Genomic DNA, 16,699 nt, shown 5'->3' with positions numbered 1-16,699 from the left:
AAGTGCCGATTTGTAGGGTATTAGGGGCCAGTGGTGGTTTTCGGGGGTGAATCGGGGGTAGACTGCCGATGAATTTTTATACTGGTTCAGGAGCAATGACGGTTCAGCAGTATTTGACGCACCGGCGACAGTTTGAGGTGGGGTTCTGGGTGTTGTTTTTTGTCGGCCAGTGGCTTGTTCAGTTCGCTTTGGCATACTTTGATCACCGCCGCTGGGGTTCTATTTTTCAGCCATGGGAATTTCTGGTGTGGGAGGGAACCAGTATCCTAATGATCGCAATCTTATTTCCGTTGATATTGCTTCTTGATCATTATTTTCCCCTGCGCAAGGGGATAGTTCGGCAGAACTTGGCCATACATTTATTTTTCACTTTGCCTTGGTCCTTGGTCCACGTTTCCGGCATGGTGTTTATGAGGACGGTCATTTACCACCTTAATGACGGTTCCTATAACTTTGGTAACTGGCCTGTAGAATTTTTCTATGAATATCTCAAAGATATTCAAACCTATGCCGCTCTTTTAAGCTCTGTTTATTTGTACCGCTTCTTATTGGTACGTTTACAGGGTGAGGCGCGCTTACTAGAAGAGCCAGATGAGGGAGATGCTGCTGAGCCAGTAGAAAGGCCGGAGCGTCTTCTGGTGAAAAAGCTGGGAAAAGAATTTCTGGTTAATGTGCAGGATATCGAATGGGTGGAAGCTGCTGGCAACTATGTCAATCTGCACCTGGGCGATAGAATTTACCCCCTGAGAGAGACTATGACCAAGTTACTGGAGCGTTTGGATCCAGGGTCATTCGCTCGCATCCACCGCTCCTATATTGTGCGCTTGGACTCTATTGCGGAGATTGAACCCCTGGAGAGCGGTGATGCGCGTATTCACTTGGTTGGCGGCCAGCTGATCCCGGTGAGCAGGCGCTACCGCGATCAGCTGAGGGCTCAATTAACCCCGGCTTAGTTTTTTGCCTGGAGAAGTCGCTCGATGGCCCGGTTGGCGGCCAAAAACCCAAAGGTGCCGGTAATCATAGTTGCCGCACCAAAGCCGCCACTGCAGTCTAATTTAACACCGTCCTGCATAGCGCTCTTCTGCTGGCATACTTGCCCATCTGGCTGCGGGTATACCATTGCTTCAGTGGAAAAGATCGCATCGATGCCAAACTGGCGCTTGCGACTCTTCTGGAAGTTGTGAAAGCGGTATAGATGTTGGCGGACTTTTGCCAGCATCGGATCATTAATTGTACGGCCGAGATCGGCGCACTCAATGCGATCGGGGGAGCGCTTACCTCCTGCGGAACCAACCGTTATCAAGCGTATTTTTCGGGCTTTACAGTAAGCGATCAGGGCGGCTTTTACCCGTGCGGAGTCTATTGCATCAATCACCACATCGATAGGGTGTATATCAGGATTGATCAGCTCTGAGAAATTGTCATTAGCGATAAAGTCCTCTTCCGTATGAACTGTAATCTCCGGGTTAATCTGCCGTAGGCGCTCTGCCATCACCTCGACCTTGATATGGCCTACAGTATCGGCGAGTGCGTGGCTCTGACGATTGGTATTGGTGATGCAGACGTCATCCAAGTCTATTAGCGTCAACTGGCCAATGCCGCTTCGCGCCAAGGCCTCTGCGGTCCAGCTCCCTACGCCACCAATACCGATCACCAATATGTGAGCAGAGGATAAAATTTCGAGGGCCTTATCGCCATACAGGCGAGCAATGCCGCCAAATCGCTGTAAATACTGGTCAGACAAGCTCATCTGGGGTCTCTTCAGGTACATCTTCCAAAAACCGCTGTTTGTCAGCGTCACACGGCAATAGGCAACTTTCCCGTTGACCAAACCAGCGATAGCGGTTTCGAGCAACCAAGTCGTAGAGCCAATCCCTTGCCGGGCGGGGAATGTAGCGCAAAATGGCCAATAAACGCCAGGGTTGTGGTAGGCGGCTGGCAATTCTCAGTGCCGCTTCACTTTTGTAAAAGGATTGGTAAGTGCCACCATGTCGTTCCAGCAAAATCATGGTCTGGTAAGTGTCCAGCGGCAGGTTCAGCTGTTTAAGGAAGTGCTGGCCTGCATTGGACTGCACTCGGCACAGGGTAAAGCGCTGCTCTCTGTCGCGCTTGAGTATTAGTTGACTCCAGCTATTGCACAGGTTGCAGATGCTATCAAACAGGATGATGTTGTTTGGCAATGACATTGGGGAAGGGGGGAACGCCGCGCGGCTGGCGGCGTTTCATATCATGGGATCAGTGCACGTGGCCGTGATCAACTTCTTCGGCAGTCGCTTCGCGTACAGAAACAACTTCAATTTCGAAGTGCAGCTCAACGCCGGCGAGGGGGTGGTTGCCATTGATAGTGACTTCGTCGCCGTCGATGTCGATAATTTCGACTTCAATCGGGTGACCTTCGGTGCTCTCTGCACGGAATGCCATTCCTACAGATAACTCTTCAACACCACCAAAGGCACTGCGCGGCATGGTTTGGATCAGCTCCGGGTTTTGCTCGCCGTAACCGTCTTCTGGTGCGATTACCGCAGTAAATTTATCACCGGGTGCCTTTTCCAGCATCTCGCGCTCAAGCCCAGGAATGATATTACCAACCCCTTGCAGATATTTGAGCGGCTCTCCATTGGCTGAGGAGTCAATGACTGTTCCGTCAGCATCTTTCAGGGTGTAGTGGATCTCCACAACTGTGTGGTTGGCAATCTTCATGAATAATCTCTGATATAAAAGAGTATGTGAATGAGCGCTTACCGCTGCGCAATAAAACGGGGGGTAAAGGCTGTGAAGCGCAATTGTATTGACAGGGCGGGCGCGCCGCAACTTGTGCGTGCGCGCCGCTGATAAAGATTAGCAAGCGATTGACAGGTCCTGCTCACAACCTCCATAGAGATTGGTTACGATCGCAACCAGTTGTGTGCTGAAGTCAGGGCGATAGCCCAACTCCAATAGGCGACCCTCGAAATACTCCAGCATTGAATCGAATAGCTCTGGGTTTAACCCCCTGGCTAAAAAACGGGCGCGACTACTCCGGTCTGGTTCCGGTGTAGATGACAACGCATGGCTCAAAAACTGAGCTTGACGACTTAATTGTTTGCGGAAATCACAAGTTTCGTAGGCTGAAAGGTGGTGGCTGAGAGCACCGTAAAATTCACTGACTGTACGGTTGACAAATTTAGCACCACCGACCTGATCCAACAGGCTTTCCATATCTCTCCCCCCGGTGAGCAGTTGGCACTGATTTAAAGTTTATCCGCAGAGCCGAAAAAGTATTTTGGTAACGAGAAGCACAATGTGCATTGGCTCAATGGCGGTACAACATTAATTGGTGACGAGCCTAAGACATATTCTTTCAGTATGCCAACTTGGTTTAAGAAAATTGTCATTCTGTTCGACAGGTTGTCACATATTGGGGGTTTATTTCGCCAAAGAAGAAAATCTATGTTTGCGCAAGTATTTTCTAAGCCTTTACACTTTATTTTTTCTTCTTGGTGTTAGACTGCACGCTTGCACCAAATAATAAATTTCAACCTTTTGAGATAATTTATGGCAAGTATTTTTACTCAGATTATTAATGGCGATTTACCTGGCAATTTTATTTGGAGAGATGAAAAGGTCGTAGCTATTTTGACCATTTCACCCATTAAGGCTGGTCATTGTTTGGTCATCCCTGTTGAGGAAATTAATCATTGGGATGATGTTCCGGAGGAGCTGGCGAGTCATCTAATGCTGGTTGCGCAAAAGGTGGCGAAAGGGCTGAAAGCAACTTACTCACCGAAGCGAGTGGGTGTGATGATTGCTGGGATTGAAGTGCCACATACCCATATCCACCTGATACCCGTAAATGAATTGTCAGACTTTGACTTCTCCAAGCAAAAGCCTGCTTCTTCTGAGCAGTTGGCACATGAGGCGGAAAAGATTCGACAATCCTTAAAGGAGCAGGGCTTTAGCGAGGCGGAGTGCGGCTAGGACGTTAAGAGTGATTTTTTAGACTGGCTGGTCACATGGTGTCCCCAAAATATTTGTGGGACACTGCATCCAAGTCCCCCTCTTACTGAGTCACATAGGTATGAACTTGTAATAACGATGAGATTTCTCTAATGATGATTTTGAAGAAGACGCTCTTTGCCCCGCTGGTAGTAGTCCTCGCCACAGTCGCTGTGTTTTGCACTAATGCCCAGGCAGAAGAAATGGAAACTAAGCGTTTCGATATGGAAGGGTTCACTCAGGTGTCTCTCAAGGGAAGTTCTCACTTGAAGTTGATTCAGGGGGACAGTTTTGAAGTTGTCGCTGTCGGCCCTGTCAGTACAATGCCCTACGTCAAAGTTGAGGTAAAAGGGGAAAGGTTGGAGTTATCCGTTGAGGAAAACACCCAGAACCTTTTTGGATTTGTCACCATATCCCGAGGGCAGGGAGATGAAGTTAACTTCACCGTGACGATGCCTAAAATTGAGGCTCTTAAGGTGACTGGCTCTGGTGAGGCTAGATCTTCAAGTGTTGAGAGTGAAGGCCTAACTTTGGGGGTGACGGGCTCAGGAATGATCAATATCGACAAGGTCGCCGCAGAATCCTTGAAAGCGTATGTTACTGGTTCCGGTGATTTGTTCCTCAACAAGGCATTGACTGTCAAAGGGGAAGTAGCGGTGACTGGCTCTGGCGACATGAAGATAAGTACTATTACCGGTGAGAGTTTACTTGCGGAGATACAAGGTTCCGGCGATATGTTGGTTGGCGGGCGAGTTGCCGATGTGAACGTTCGCCTCATGGGTTCAGGTGATTTTATTGGCCGCAGTTTGCGCGCCGATAATGCTAGCGGTTCAATAATGGGATCGGGTGATATTGTCTTGAAACGGCCGGGAACTGACTCCTTCTCAGTGATGGGGTCGGGAGACGTAGCGCTGGTCGACTAAGCGGCGGCTCCTGAGCCCCTTTGCATCTAAGGCGTTCGGCCAGTAAGGCTGTGCGCCTATTTCTTTTTGGAGGGTATTCTTGAGCCTCCATCATCCTCTCTATTCCCATTTCTGGAAGTCAGCTTTATATGGAACCCAAAGTGACAGAGTGTGTGTCGCTGGACCGCCAAGATTCTATGTCTCGCGAGAGTCAATCTCGCCCACATTTAAAAGAAAAGCTACGGCGCTGGAGCCGAGAGGCCCAGGATAAATCCCACTGGGCCGCCGAGCGCTTGTTGGACCGACGCATCTGTATCGGTATCACTGGGCTCAGTGGTGCTGGCAAGTCCACGTTTCTCACCAGTCTGATATACCAACTCTGCAATCCAGAGAAGTCTCAATTACCTGGTTTTGCCCCTGCACTCAATGGCGATCTGTTGGGGGCAGAGTTGAAGCCAGCGCTGGACTCGGGCTTGGCGCCGTTTGATTATCAGACCTGCCTGTCGGCACTGATGGCTGAGCCACCTAGTTGGCCACAGAGCACTAGAGATGCTTCGGCTATGGAGTTACACATCCATTTACGCAGCCGGCGCCGTTTTCGGGGTAATGGTAGGAAGACGTTGGTAGTGGAGTTGCGTGACTACCCAGGGGAATGGTTGATGGACTTGCCGCTATTGCGTATGGATTACGCAGAGTGGTGTCGTCATCAAGCACACCTATTTTCTACAGATGCGCGGTCAATGCTGGCCCCCCAGTTGACAGCTCAGCTGGCAGCACTGTCCCCCCAGGCGAATGCCAGTGAAGTAAATTTGGACGAATTATGGGGGGAATACCGAGCTTATCTCCTGAGTTGCCGAACCAAGTTGAATCTCAGTTATTTACAGCCTGGTAGAGCGCTGCTAGACGAGGAGGCGTACGGGGTAGTTCCACTCCTGGATTTGCGTGGTTTAGATGCTGGGCAGTTAGCTGCTTTGTCTGAGAGTAGTGTTTTTAAGGTTTTGCAGGCGCGTTACGAACGCTATGTGCAAGCGCAGGTAAAACCCTTTGTAGACAGCCATTTTCGACATATCGATCGACAACTGGTACTGGTAGATATGATTGGCACTCTATTTGCTGGTGAACAGTCCCTGGAAGATATGCGTCTGGCATTTGCTCATATTGCCGATACATTCCGCTATGGCGAATCGGGGATTTTAAGCAAGCTATGGCGCCCAAAGGTTAATCGACTCCTTTTTGCTGCGACTAAAGTCGATCAGGTACTTGCTGCCGACCACGATGCTTTGAGGCAGCTTCTAGGCCAGCAGTTACAACAGACTTTCTCCGATGCCCGTCACCGGGGTTTGCCGGTATTTAGTGAGGCGATTGCCGCGGTTCGCTGCTCTAGAGAGGGGCAGAAGAATGGACGGAGAATGCTGATGGGTTATGACCTCGAAGGGCAGTATTTGGGTTTTGAGAATGCGGAAATTTTTGCCCAGGCGCCCTATGAAGAGCAGGGGTGGAGCCACTATGCGGGAGCTGCACCACCACAGCTGCGGCCTCCAGTGGGAATGCAGGAAGGACATATTCCACATATACGGGTGGATGCTCTTTTGAACCTTCTGTTGGGAGATAAGGTTTGATTAACAGTGATAAAAATACTGAGTACCGTCGCGAAACACGTATCGAGTCGCTAGATGAGCCTGGACAGGAGGTCCCGCACAGAGATGCGACGCGGGTGGAACCGCTTGCGGATGAGTCAGTGGAGATTCCTAGGTCAATAACCACTGGAGAGTCTCTTCCTGATCGGATTGCTTTCTCCGAGTTGCGCCTACCCACTTTCCGGTTTAAGTGGCTAAAGCCAGCAGTGCTCTCTGCGCTTGCAATAGTGGTGGTCGTGGTCGGATGGGAGTTTTATGGACTTTATCAATGGGCGGTCGATAAACACTGGGGATTGGGGCTTTTTGTGGCTGTTTTGATGGCGGGCTTCAGTGCAATCATTGGTAGTTCCGTGTGGGAGTTTTTCCGAGCGGGGCGCCCACTGAACAAGCTTGAAAAAACTCAGGCAATGGCTGCCGAGGCCCGAGACTGCCGCAGTCACCAAGAGGCGCAAGTATTCAGGCGCAATTTGCAGGAGCATTTTGCCGGTAAGCCCCAAGGTGTACTGCTCAATCGAGTTCTAGATGAGGCAGCTGACTATTACGATAGCAGTGAGTTGTTAGAGCATTTAGAGGTTACCTTCTTAAACGCCCTTGACCAAGAAGCTCTAAGGAGAGTCGTGCGCCACTCAACGAGCACTGGTGCACTGGTTGGGCTGAGCCCTTTTGCCAGTATCGATATTCTGGTTGCCCTGAGGCAGTCACTGCGAATGATTGATGATGTGGCGCAGATTTATGGCGTGCAGCCGTCTCTTGTGGTGCGATGGCGCTTGTTCAAGAGGGTTTTGTCTTTGGTCGCCTACACTGGCGCGAGTGAGTATGCGATCAGTGAAATGTGGCCGGAACTTGTTGGCGATAGCATGCTGAGCACAGTATCTGTGCGTTTGGGGCAGGGGGTCGGAGCCAGTCTGTTTGTTGCGCGTATCGGCTTGGCGACAATGCAAAGCTGTCGGCCAATCCCTTTTACTGAAAAGCAGCGCCCTCGCCTGAGATCAGTTATGGCCCGTATTGGTGGTGGCCTTAAAGAGAGGATGCCCGAGTTGTTTTCTATGGTTGGGCTTAGCTCGCGAAAGGAAGCAAAGGTTCGGAAGGCGGGTACCGAGTAGCTACTGGGATCGTAAGTCAATCTCTTGGGCTGACTATTTGATGTAAGGGGGCGAAAATCTGCCCCCTTTGTCAGCAACTTATTGAAACTGTTTTTTCATCAACATGCGGGTGTGATGTCGATCAACCAGCTGGGCCAGGGCTTCATAGCGGCGCTGTATGAAGGGGGCGGGGTTGTTATTTCCCGATTCATCCCGATATTCAACACCAGACCGGACGTGTTGGAGCTCCTTGGCTAACTCTCTGATGGCGGTGAAGATCTTTTGTGTGTCGTCTTTGCTGTGAAATACTGAGCTTTTTGTGGTGTCTGTCAGGTAATCATCGCACTCGCTCAGCCAGTCCAACCTCTGTTCGAGAAACTGTATTGTATTGCGAATTCCCCCGGTGTATTCGGGGTTGAAGTTATGGTTGATATACTTGTCGAGGCTACGCATGCCCGAGCCGACAAATTGTTCAACCACATCGCCACAGTATTTTTCTGACAGATAGGATGGATGAGACTTTGCGCTGCTTAAATTGCTGATGAGCAGTAGAGAGGTAAGCAATAGGGCGCGCTGCATCACTGCATTTGGGTATTTCATATTATTGCCCATAGGTTTTGCTCTTATTAATGACTGTTATTTTATCCGCCTCAGGTTTTTTTGTTGTGCAATTTCCTCTGGCGGGCTGATATCTGTGACAGCAGTCACATGAATATCCAAAGCGAAGTCAAGTGTCAACGGTTATTAAGTAAGAATTGTCAGCTTGAGATGGTTGTTCACAGAAAACTTATTGTCGGGCTGTTTAAAAATTATTCGAAGCATAGCTGAGTGGGAGTTTATTTTGGCTGAGTATGATTTTGATCTGTTTGTTATTGGTGCCGGCTCTGGTGGCGTGCGTGCAAGTAGGATGGCTGCTGCACAAGGAATGAAGGTCGCTGTGGCTGAAGACCGCTATATGGGGGGGACCTGTGTAAATGTAGGTTGTGTTCCCAAAAAATTATTTGTTTATGCGAGTGGCTATTCCGCAGGCTTTTCTGATGCTCGAGCCTATGGCTGGAATAGCGCGGGAGTTGAGTTTGACTGGCCAACGCTGCGGGATAACAACGCAAAAGAAGTTGCTCGACTCAATGGGATTTATCGCAATTTGCTGGATAACTCTGGGGTGGAAACCCTAAATGGCAGAGCCAGCATCAAAGGTCCTCACAGTGTTGTTGTTAACGGCAAAGAAATTACTGCAGAGCGTATTTTGGTGGCGACAGGCGGATGGCCATTTATTCCGAATATTCCGGGACGGGAATTTGCGCTGACTTCCAATGAAGTTTTCTCAATGGAAAACTTTCCCAAGCGAGTTTTGGTTGTTGGTGGGGGTTATATTGCCGTCGAATTTGCAGGCATCTTTGCTGGTCTCGGCGCGAACGTGCACCTCTCTTATCGAAGAGATTTATTCTTGCGAGGTTTCGATCGGGATATTCGCACTTTTGTTCGCGATGAGATGCAGAAGAAAAATATCGATCTAAAGTTTAACCACAACGTTGTTTCTATTGAGAAGCTTCAGGATGGCAGCTTGCTCGCTCATGCCGATGATGGTTCCAGTATTAATGTAGATATGGTGCTTTACGCTACTGGGCGCGTAGCAAATGTTGAAGGGTTGGGGCTAGAGGAGCAGGGTGTTGTCTTGCACAAAGATGGCACAATCTCTGTGGACGATAATTTTAGAACTAGTGTGCGGTCAATCTATGCACTGGGAGATGTAACGGGTGAGCCTCAGCTTACTCCTGTTGCCTTGGCGGAGGCTATGGCCTTGGTTAAGCATTGGCGCACGGGAGAGACGGCTGAAATTGACTATAACAACATTCCTACAGCAGTTTTCTGTCAACCGAATATCGGAACTGTGGGGTTGTCTGAAGAAGAGGCACGGGACTCTGGACTCAACGTCACTATTTATAAGTCGGAATTCAGGCCAATGCGTCACACAGTGAGTGGGAATACAGAGCGGACATTGATGAAGCTGGTTGTAGATGCGTCCAACGACAAGGTGATTGGCGTGCATATGGTTGGCGATGACGCAGGGGAGATTATTCAGGGGATGGCCGTAGCACTTAAGGCAGGAGCTACCAAAAGCACCTTTGATTCAACGATTGGAATTCACCCCACTGCTGCTGAGGAGTTTGTAACCATGAGAACTCCAGTTGCAGGTTAGGTTCTGTTGTTACGCTGTAGATATAAGTTGCAGTTGTGAATAATGAAAAAGGCGGCATTTTGCCGCCTTTTTTGTGACTCTCAGTTTTTAGCTGGGCTCTTCTACAACCTCTTGTAGGGCTTGGTGCCGCCGTGTTTTCTTGCGTTCGCTACGCTCTTTCAGACAGCGCTCGGCGGAGGCGAATGTGTCGTTTACCGCTCGGTGTATGGATTCGTTCTCACTACTAATAGTCACGGGATTGCCACTAATCGCAAGCTCTAGTGATGCCTTGAAGTGTCTGCCTTTAGTTTTGTGTTGATGAGGAGCTTCGAGGACTACGCGACTATGTATGATGTCGCCACAATAACGTTCCAGCTTGTTTAACTTCTTGGATACGGTAGTCGCCAGGGCGGCTGACTTGTCAATGTCGCGGAACACAATGTTATCGTTAGGCGCTGATTTCATGGGCACATACCTCCGGTTAAAAGAAACCATGCAGGCCGCTGTTGCGGTTTGCTGTAAAGAAGGTAGGGCGCCCTAGTGGGAGGGTTCGAGGCTGCAGTTGAAGCGCCGAGCTGCCGGAATCGCAACGATTGTTTGCTGACAAAGCAGCTTAGGGTGTTTTACGTCCGGGTCGGGTTTCCGCTGAGTCCAGCGATCTTCTCCCTGGTATCCATAATGCTTCCGCCAAAAAAAAAATCAAGCGCTATCGCAGAAAAATTTCATATAAATTTTGGAGTGGTGTCACTGTGGTGACTCAATATTGTGGATTTGAAGGTTTATTGATCAGCTGGTTGGCTCAGGTGAACGCAAGGTCATTGCTCATAGCTTGCTCCCTGCGTAAAATTGACCATATTGCGCAGTAGCTTCACTCTGTCGTAGATTCAGAGTCGCTGCGCTTCCAAAACACGAAACACATCAATTCGAGAAATGGGTTCACGACGATGGCGGTAAAGCGGTGTTGCTCGCTCCTTTTGGCGGGCTTAGTAGTTATGGGTGGGGCAGTGGCACAAGCGCAGACGCCCCTCACGGCGGAGAAGAACCGTCTTGCGCGATTGGAACAGTCTCTTGAAAATCGGAGTGTTGGGCTCGAGGATGTCGAAAATGAGCTGCTCTCCTATGAATATAAGCTCGAGCAGGCCCAGAAATCTCTCGATGACCTGCGCCTGGAATACGAGGCGAGTCGCCAGGAGCTCAATCAAGCGACCCGGGCTCATGAGTCAACCCCCAACTCAGATACTGAGCGTCGCCTGAAGAAGGCTAAGCATGCCTTCGCTATGGCGGAGAGAGGTGTCGATAGCCGTTCACGTCGTCTCGAGTTTATTAAAGAAAATCATCAGCAGCTTCAACAAAAACTGGCTGAAGAGAAACAGGCAATTGCTGATGCCAAAGCTAAGATTTCTGCCCAGCAGGATAAAATTAGCAAGATGGTTGAGGATATGCTGGCAAAGGCTGAAGCATCCGAGAGAAGGGCAGCTATGGCGCGAGCTGCTGCTACTAATGAGAAACCAAAGCCCCCGCAAATTAAAGCTCAGGTCGAGCCGCCAAAGCGCGAGGAGCCCGCTAAAGTGGAAGCTGTTGCTAAGCGTGAGATCGATGCCGACTTATTGGATTATGTAAGGCGGGAAACAGCACGCCTAAGTGATCTCCTGGCTGACGAAGAAGGTAACGATAGAAAAACGTTCCGGGATCTTGAGTTGCGGCCAATTGGGGGGGAAAGAGTGCCCTTTGAGTTTTTGGGGGAAAATCAATATCGCTTGGTGACTACCGTTGAGTCAGGTCGCCAAACTTATAAAATTAACACTTGGAAATTCCGCCGTACAATTCCGGCTGAGGATGATGGGGCTCGCTATGTCTTTATTTTTGATGCGCGTCGTCTGTCTCGACCAAGATTGGTTATGTATCCGGAGTATGTGCTGTCAGAGTTGAATTAATTGTTCAGTGAACAAGTAAATAAAAAAGCGAGCCTAAGGCTCGCTTTTTTGCTTTTGGGGTTCCAGAAAATAGATTTTACCAATGGGGGGGGGAGTTTTACCGCGACTGTAGAATAGTTGTTAGTAGGGGGGTGTAAAGGCTTCCAGCCGGGCTTGGTTGACTTTGGTAGAGAGTAATATTGTTAATTGTTATTGGGTGTTCTAGGTCGACTGGAGAAAATCCGTGAAATTGTTTCCTGTTTCTGCACAGGGTGATATGTGGGCGATAGCACCGGTTTTCTGTCGGTATCGATAGGCTCTCTGCGAGGCGTTTGACGGACATATGCAAGGTCGCCAATTGTTTGGTGGCTGTGATTTCTGCGGCGATTAGATGAGCATCATTGCCTGGGAAGGTATCAAGTTTAAATAGGCGAGTTTTCGTCTCAGTTGTGTTTCGAGCGATTGAGGTCAGGCCGGTTTTTAGCGGCGGTATTGTTTTTATTGGAACCTGGCCTAAAAAACAAAGAGTGATATGACGATTCTTACAGGCTATCCAGCGGGCGCTGGCTAAAGATGGGACGCTTAGTTTGTTCGTGATGAGGCTCGCTAAGTAATTCAAAAATTCTTGTGTTGTTTTATCCAGCTGGATGCCAATAAAGATTCGACAAGTGGGCTCTTTAGGTTTTTTGTAATTTTTTGGCATAAAATTTATCTGTCACCCTTGAATAAGAAACCTCTGCCCATATCTCTGTAGTACAGGTGGTAGCTTCAATGAAAAGTGCCTCTGAATAGAGTCCGGTCATTTGACGGACATGGTTTTAAATATTGCTCTGAATTGAGGATATGATAATGCGTAATTTTGATTTCTCTCCACTTTATCGCTCTGCAATTGGTTTTGACCGTATGGCCAGTCTGCTCGATGCAATGACCACAAGCGAGCAAAAGCAGCCTTCCTACCCCCCTTACGATATAGAGCTGACTGGTGAGGATAGCTACAGAATTTCCATGGCTGTCGCTGGCTTTGAGCAGTCTGAACTCGATATTCATGTGGAGCAAAATCGTTTAGTGATTAGCGGTACTAAGCCAGAAAGTAATAGCCAGGGAAATTATTTACACAGGGGTATCGCCGCAAGAAATTTTGAGCGGCGCTTTCAGCTTGCCGATCACGTGAAAGTGACTGATGCAAAACTGGCTAATGGGTTGTTGCATATAGAATTGGTACGCGAAATACCCGAAGCGATGAAACCACGAAAAATTTCGATTACAGAAGGTAATGTGCTGCAGCACAGAGGGAGTGAGACTAAGTCCACTGCCGCAGTAGCGTAAGTTGTCACTTCATTGCCCGCTGTGCCGCCAAAGTGCGGTACAGCTTTACCATCAGGATAAATTCCGCAGTTATCATCAGTGTGATAACTGCGCGCTCGTTTTTGTGCCGCAGCAATACCATCTGACACCTGAAAAAGAGAGAGCTTATTACGACCTCCATGAGAATTCGATGGAGGATGACGGTTACCATCAATTTCTTAGTCGTTGCGCGCAGCCGTTACTGAAAGAGTTGAATGGAGCCTGTCATGGCCTGGACTTTGGTTGTGGTCCGGCGCCTTTATTGGCCAGAATTATGGCGGAGAGTGGGCACCGGGTGGACCTGTATGATCACTTTTACATGCCGGCCAGAAAGGCGCTGCATAGGAGCTACGATTTTATTGTCGCTACAGAAGTGATCGAACATCTTGTGAGGCCGGGAGAGGAGCTTGAAAACCTTTGGCAAAGGCTTCGCACGGGGGGGGTTATGGCCCTGATGACGAAACTGGTTATTTCTGCAGAGCGCTTCGCCAATTGGCACTACATCAGAGACCCTACACATATTTGCTTCTTTAGCGTGAAGACATTTGAATGGTTGGCTCGGTCACTCGGTGCCGAGCTCCAGTTTGTTCACAGCGATGTTATTTTTCTAAGAAAATTAAGTATTGACCCTGAATAGCTTGGCTCGCACCGTGGTGCGGTATTCACTTGGAGTTGTTGCCAGGAATTTTTTAAATAGCGCTGTGAAATGTCCCATATCCTGATAACCAACTTTTTCAGCAATTTCATTGACCGATAAATTGCTTGATTGTAAAAGCTCGCGCGCCATGTCAACCCTGACATTTTGCAAATACTGCAATGGTGTCTGTCCTGTAGCAAGTTTGAACCGGCGATTGAACGATCGCACGCTCATATCGAAAAGTTGTGCCACTTCGCTAAGGCGTACCTCGGTATTGCAATGTTCCTTGAGCCAGGCCTGGGCTTGAACGATATCTTCGTCTGGGTGTAAGTGAACAGATCCTTCTGAGTAGGCTATCTCTTCAAATGGGCGGCGAATTTCGTGAGAGAAATTGCGCTCTACATGACTGGCAATGGCCGGTCCATACAGTTGGCGGATCATATGAACCGTTACGTCAGCGAGGGCATTGACGCTGGCCGCGCAGAAAAGTTTGTCTGCCTGGGTAATAAAATACTGACGTTTTAATTTTACCTCTGGATAGTCTGAGCTAAATTGATCAAAATAATGCCAGTGGGTGGTTGCAGGTTTTCCGTTAAGGAGGCCCGCTTCGGCCAAAAAGCAAACTCCGGTACCCACAGCACTAATTGCAGCTCCTTGTTTTTCCTGTTGGCGCAGCCATTCCAATATTTTTCCGCCTCGCTTAAGGGCGGGGCGGGGGTTGCGCCACATGGTCGGGATGTAGATTAGGTCGCTATCTGGTGCGTCGCTAAGAGCGACATCCGGTTGAAGGGTAAACCCGCAGCGGGTATTTACTGGTGCCCCATCCAAGCTGGCGGTCACCAGTTTTAGGCTGCCCTTGATGCCCTCAACCCTGGCGCGACTCTCCGCACCGCGGAGCATCTCAAGTGGGAGAACGGTACCGGTTGCCAGCATCTGGTCGATAAGTAGAAAAGTTACTGTTCGCATTACACATCTATGCGCACTTGCGCTATTGGCCAAAACACTCAATTTTGCTGGCCAGTATGCCCATAACTGGACAGAATCGCCACCCCCTACACTCGCATCTCTTATTTTTATAGTGTTAAGTGCTTGGCTGGAGGTCAGGATGCAGCGCCTTCCCGTAATCACCGCATTCGGTGGATTCAACCCTGCTGGACGTAGTTCTTTCCATAGGGGGTACTCTCGCCTCGTGCTAGATAAGCTGGGTAAGGAAGAAAGGGATAGCACTCTTTCCGACCTGGCTGCCCTGATGGGCTTGCGTACCGGAGACAACGCTGAAGGCATTTTGGACCCTGCCCTTGAGCAGCAGGTGTTGGATGGTACTTTGGTGCGCGAGCTAGAGAGTCGCTATTACGACTACCGCAAGTGCCATTTCCATCAGTCTGCCCAACTCGCAAACCCCCAGGGCCTGACATTCGAAATTTCCACCCGGCAGCTTCCGCAGCCTGTGCCCGCTCATTGGCACTTGGAGCATATCCAGGGCGGCAGGGTTCGGGTCACCACAGCTGAGCTGTCAGTTTTGTTGGATAGCCACCGCGAGATAAGTGTGGCTGCTGCCGGCCAGCTCCCAACCGGATTTGAACCGGGCACTAAATATAACTCTCGATTTCACCCGAGGGGACTGCAGTTGGCCCTCTTGGGCGCATCAGATGCTGTGCAGTCTTTGGGGGTTGATTGGGATACCGTTGTATCTGCGGCTGGGCCGGGAAATATTTCACTCTATGCTGCCTCGGCAATGAGTCAACTGGACCCATTTGGCAACGGTGGTCTATTGCAGTCCCGCCTGCGAGGTGGTCGCGTAAGCTCTAAACAGTTAGCGCTTGGTCTAAATAGTATGCCAGCGGATTTTGTTAACGCTTATGTGCTCGGAAATGTCGGTTCTACTGGCGCTGTTGCCGGTGCTTGCGCAACCTTCCTGTACAACCTTCGCGCTGGCGTTGAAGATATTCGCTCGGGTAGGGCGCGGGTCGCTGTAATTGGTGCGGCTGAGGCGCCCCTTGTGCCTGAAGTTGTCGATGGCTACTCAACGATGGGTGCTCTTGCCACTACCGAGAATTTACGCAAGCTTTTCCCTGGTGAAATTGATTATCGACGCACCAGTCGCCCGTTCGGTGAGAACTGTGGTTTTACCTTGGGTGAGGGTACCCAGTGGGTCATCTTAATGGATGATACTCTGGCGCTTGAGTTGGGTGCTTCCGTATATGGTTCGGTTGCCGGTGTGTTTACCAATGCTGACGGTACAAAGAAATCGATTTCTGCGCCGGGTCCCGGGAATTACCTGACGATGGCCAGGGCAATGGCGGAGGCGCGGGCAATTGTGGGCGAGGATAGTTTGCGGCGTCGCAGCTTTGTGCAGGCCCATGGCTCCAGTACGCCGCAAAATCGGGTTACTGAGTCCGCTATTTTTGATCGTTTGGCCGGCGCATTTGGCATTGCCGAGTGGCCGATTTGTGCGGTCAAGGCCTTTTTGGGGCATACCGTCGCTTCAGCCAGTGGAGATCAGTTAGTTACAGCGTTAGGTGTATTTGATCGCGGCATACTCCCGGGAGTGACCACCGTTGATCACATCGCCGATGATGTTCATTGTAAGCATCTGGATATTTCCCTTGAGCATACCGATAGGGGCAGGGGTGCGCTTGATTTAGCGTTCTTAAACTCGAAAGGTTTTGGTGGAAATAATGCGACGGCAACAATTTTGTCCCCGCAGATCACAAAATCAATGATGGAAAAGCGTCATGGCAAGTCGGCCATTGTGGCGTCTCAAGCGTTGAACGAGAAGGTTGTAGAGCAGAGCGAAAAGTACAACACCAAGGCTTCTCGTGGTGAGCTTGATGTTATTTATCGATTTGGTGAGGGCATGATCAATGAAAGTGAGATCACTATCTCAGAAGAAGAAATTTGTTTACCCGGAATGCCGCCGGTGAAGCTGCCAAATGGAAATCCCTTTGAAGATATGGTGTGATTGGCTTTTACATAATGCCTCAATTTCGGTGATTTTTACCTGAGGGAGATTGCACAAAAGGAGCTAAT

Annotated in this window: 18 protein-coding genes; 10 read left to right on the top strand and 8 right to left on the bottom strand. The window is 49.6% G+C overall.

From position 1 onward, the window contains the following. Positions 1 to 68: 68 nt before the first annotated feature. Positions 69 to 953 (top strand): LytR/AlgR family response regulator transcription factor, encoded by an 885-nt coding sequence (locus ACJJIY_RS19750; protein WP_444912644.1) that lies wholly within the window; start codon positions 69 to 71, stop codon positions 951 to 953. Here ACJJIY_RS19750 and tcdA read toward each other — a convergent pair. The 4 genes from tcdA to ACJJIY_RS19730 form a co-directional block, all read right to left on the bottom strand. Beyond that, a complete protein-coding gene (tcdA, locus tag ACJJIY_RS19745; RefSeq protein ID WP_282933452.1) occupies positions 950 to 1,750 on the bottom strand; it encodes a tRNA cyclic N6-threonylcarbamoyladenosine(37) synthase TcdA in 801 nt (266 codons plus the stop codon). The two genes, ACJJIY_RS19750 and tcdA, sit on opposite strands and share 4 nt — an antisense overlap. Next, positions 1,737 to 2,186, bottom strand: a complete 450-nt coding sequence (locus ACJJIY_RS19740) for a thiol-disulfide oxidoreductase DCC family protein (protein ID WP_444894339.1) — start codon at positions 2,184 to 2,186, stop codon at positions 1,737 to 1,739. Before ACJJIY_RS19740 ends, tcdA begins: the two co-directional genes overlap by 14 nt. 49 nt (positions 2,187 to 2,235) lie before the next feature. After that, positions 2,236 to 2,700 carry an FKBP-type peptidyl-prolyl cis-trans isomerase gene (locus tag ACJJIY_RS19735; RefSeq protein ID WP_413665157.1) on the bottom strand — a complete coding sequence of 155 codons (465 nt, stop codon included), beginning with the start codon at positions 2,698 to 2,700 and terminating at the stop codon, positions 2,236 to 2,238. Between the two features lie 138 nt (positions 2,701 to 2,838). Next, positions 2,839 to 3,198, bottom strand: a complete 360-nt coding sequence (locus ACJJIY_RS19730) for a hypothetical protein (protein WP_444896694.1) — start codon at positions 3,196 to 3,198, stop codon at positions 2,839 to 2,841. A 336-nt stretch (positions 3,199 to 3,534) separates the two neighbouring features. Here ACJJIY_RS19730 and ACJJIY_RS19725 point away from each other — a divergent pair, with 336 nt between their 5' ends. The 4 genes from ACJJIY_RS19725 (at position 3,535) to ACJJIY_RS19710 (ending at position 7,617) form a co-directional block, all read left to right on the top strand. Next, positions 3,535 to 3,957: an HIT family protein gene (locus ACJJIY_RS19725; protein WP_445358675.1), complete on the top strand. Its 423-nt coding sequence runs from the start codon at positions 3,535 to 3,537 to the stop codon at positions 3,955 to 3,957. Between the two features lie 131 nt (positions 3,958 to 4,088). Continuing rightward, on the top strand, positions 4,089 to 4,898 hold the full coding sequence (locus tag ACJJIY_RS19720; protein ID WP_445358674.1) for a GIN domain-containing protein: 810 nt from the start codon (positions 4,089 to 4,091) through the stop codon (positions 4,896 to 4,898). Between the two features lie 128 nt (positions 4,899 to 5,026). After that, positions 5,027 to 6,496, top strand: a complete 1,470-nt coding sequence (locus tag ACJJIY_RS19715; RefSeq protein ID WP_445358673.1) for a YcjX family protein — start codon at positions 5,027 to 5,029, stop codon at positions 6,494 to 6,496. Next, complete coding sequence (locus ACJJIY_RS19710) at positions 6,493 to 7,617, top strand: TIGR01620 family protein (RefSeq protein ID WP_445358672.1); 1,125 nt, start codon at positions 6,493 to 6,495, stop codon at positions 7,615 to 7,617. Before ACJJIY_RS19715 ends, ACJJIY_RS19710 begins: the two co-directional genes overlap by 4 nt. Positions 7,618 to 7,695: 78 nt before the next feature. Here ACJJIY_RS19710 and ACJJIY_RS19705 read toward each other — a convergent pair whose 3' ends face one another. After that, a complete protein-coding gene (locus ACJJIY_RS19705) occupies positions 7,696 to 8,196 on the bottom strand; it encodes a hypothetical protein (protein WP_413665163.1) in 501 nt (166 codons plus the stop codon). A gap of 241 nt (positions 8,197 to 8,437) precedes the next feature. On the opposite strand from ACJJIY_RS19705, the gene gorA reads away from it, so the two are divergent. Further along, the gene (gorA, locus tag ACJJIY_RS19700; RefSeq protein ID WP_445358671.1) at positions 8,438 to 9,796 is read left to right on the top strand and encodes a glutathione-disulfide reductase; all 1,359 of its coding nucleotides are present in this window, start codon (positions 8,438 to 8,440) and stop codon (positions 9,794 to 9,796) included. An 87-nt stretch (positions 9,797 to 9,883) separates the two neighbouring features. On the opposite strand, the gene ACJJIY_RS19695 is transcribed toward gorA, so the two are convergent. Next, complete coding sequence (locus ACJJIY_RS19695; protein ID WP_413665165.1) at positions 9,884 to 10,240, bottom strand: HPF/RaiA family ribosome-associated protein; 357 nt, start codon at positions 10,238 to 10,240, stop codon at positions 9,884 to 9,886. A 539-nt stretch (positions 10,241 to 10,779) separates the two neighbouring features. Here ACJJIY_RS19695 and ACJJIY_RS19690 point away from each other — a divergent pair. Continuing rightward, positions 10,780 to 11,709: a hypothetical protein gene (locus ACJJIY_RS19690; protein ID WP_445358670.1), complete on the top strand. Its 930-nt coding sequence runs from the start codon at positions 10,780 to 10,782 to the stop codon at positions 11,707 to 11,709. Positions 11,710 to 11,806: 97 nt separating this feature from the next. Here ACJJIY_RS19690 and thpR read toward each other — a convergent pair whose 3' ends face one another. Continuing rightward, on the bottom strand, positions 11,807 to 12,391 hold the full coding sequence (thpR, locus tag ACJJIY_RS19685) for an RNA 2',3'-cyclic phosphodiesterase (RefSeq protein ID WP_445356070.1): 585 nt from the start codon (positions 12,389 to 12,391) through the stop codon (positions 11,807 to 11,809). A 146-nt stretch (positions 12,392 to 12,537) separates the two neighbouring features. Between thpR and ACJJIY_RS19680 the strand changes: the two genes are divergently transcribed. Both ACJJIY_RS19680 and ACJJIY_RS19675 read left to right on the top strand, forming a co-directional pair. Then, positions 12,538 to 13,014, top strand: coding sequence for an Hsp20 family protein (locus ACJJIY_RS19680; RefSeq protein ID WP_445358669.1), 477 nt, complete (start codon positions 12,538 to 12,540; stop codon positions 13,012 to 13,014). A gap of 1 nt (position 13,015) precedes the next feature. Continuing rightward, complete coding sequence (locus tag ACJJIY_RS19675) at positions 13,016 to 13,669, top strand: class I SAM-dependent methyltransferase (protein WP_445358668.1); 654 nt, start codon at positions 13,016 to 13,018, stop codon at positions 13,667 to 13,669. Here ACJJIY_RS19675 and ACJJIY_RS19670 read toward each other — a convergent pair. Then, a complete protein-coding gene (locus ACJJIY_RS19670; protein WP_413665170.1) occupies positions 13,649 to 14,635 on the bottom strand; it encodes a GlxA family transcriptional regulator in 987 nt (328 codons plus the stop codon). The genes ACJJIY_RS19675 and ACJJIY_RS19670 overlap by 21 nt on opposite strands. A gap of 139 nt (positions 14,636 to 14,774) precedes the next feature. On the opposite strand from ACJJIY_RS19670, the gene ACJJIY_RS19665 reads away from it, so the two are divergent. Continuing rightward, entirely contained in the window at positions 14,775 to 16,631 is a 1,857-nt protein-coding gene (locus ACJJIY_RS19665) for a beta-ketoacyl synthase (protein WP_445358667.1), read from the top strand. The last annotated feature ends 68 nt before the right edge of the window (positions 16,632 to 16,699 follow it).

Source organism: Microbulbifer maximicatervae (SeqCode) (assembly GCF_052468155.1).
This window is presented reverse-complemented; position numbering and strand designations above follow the sequence as displayed.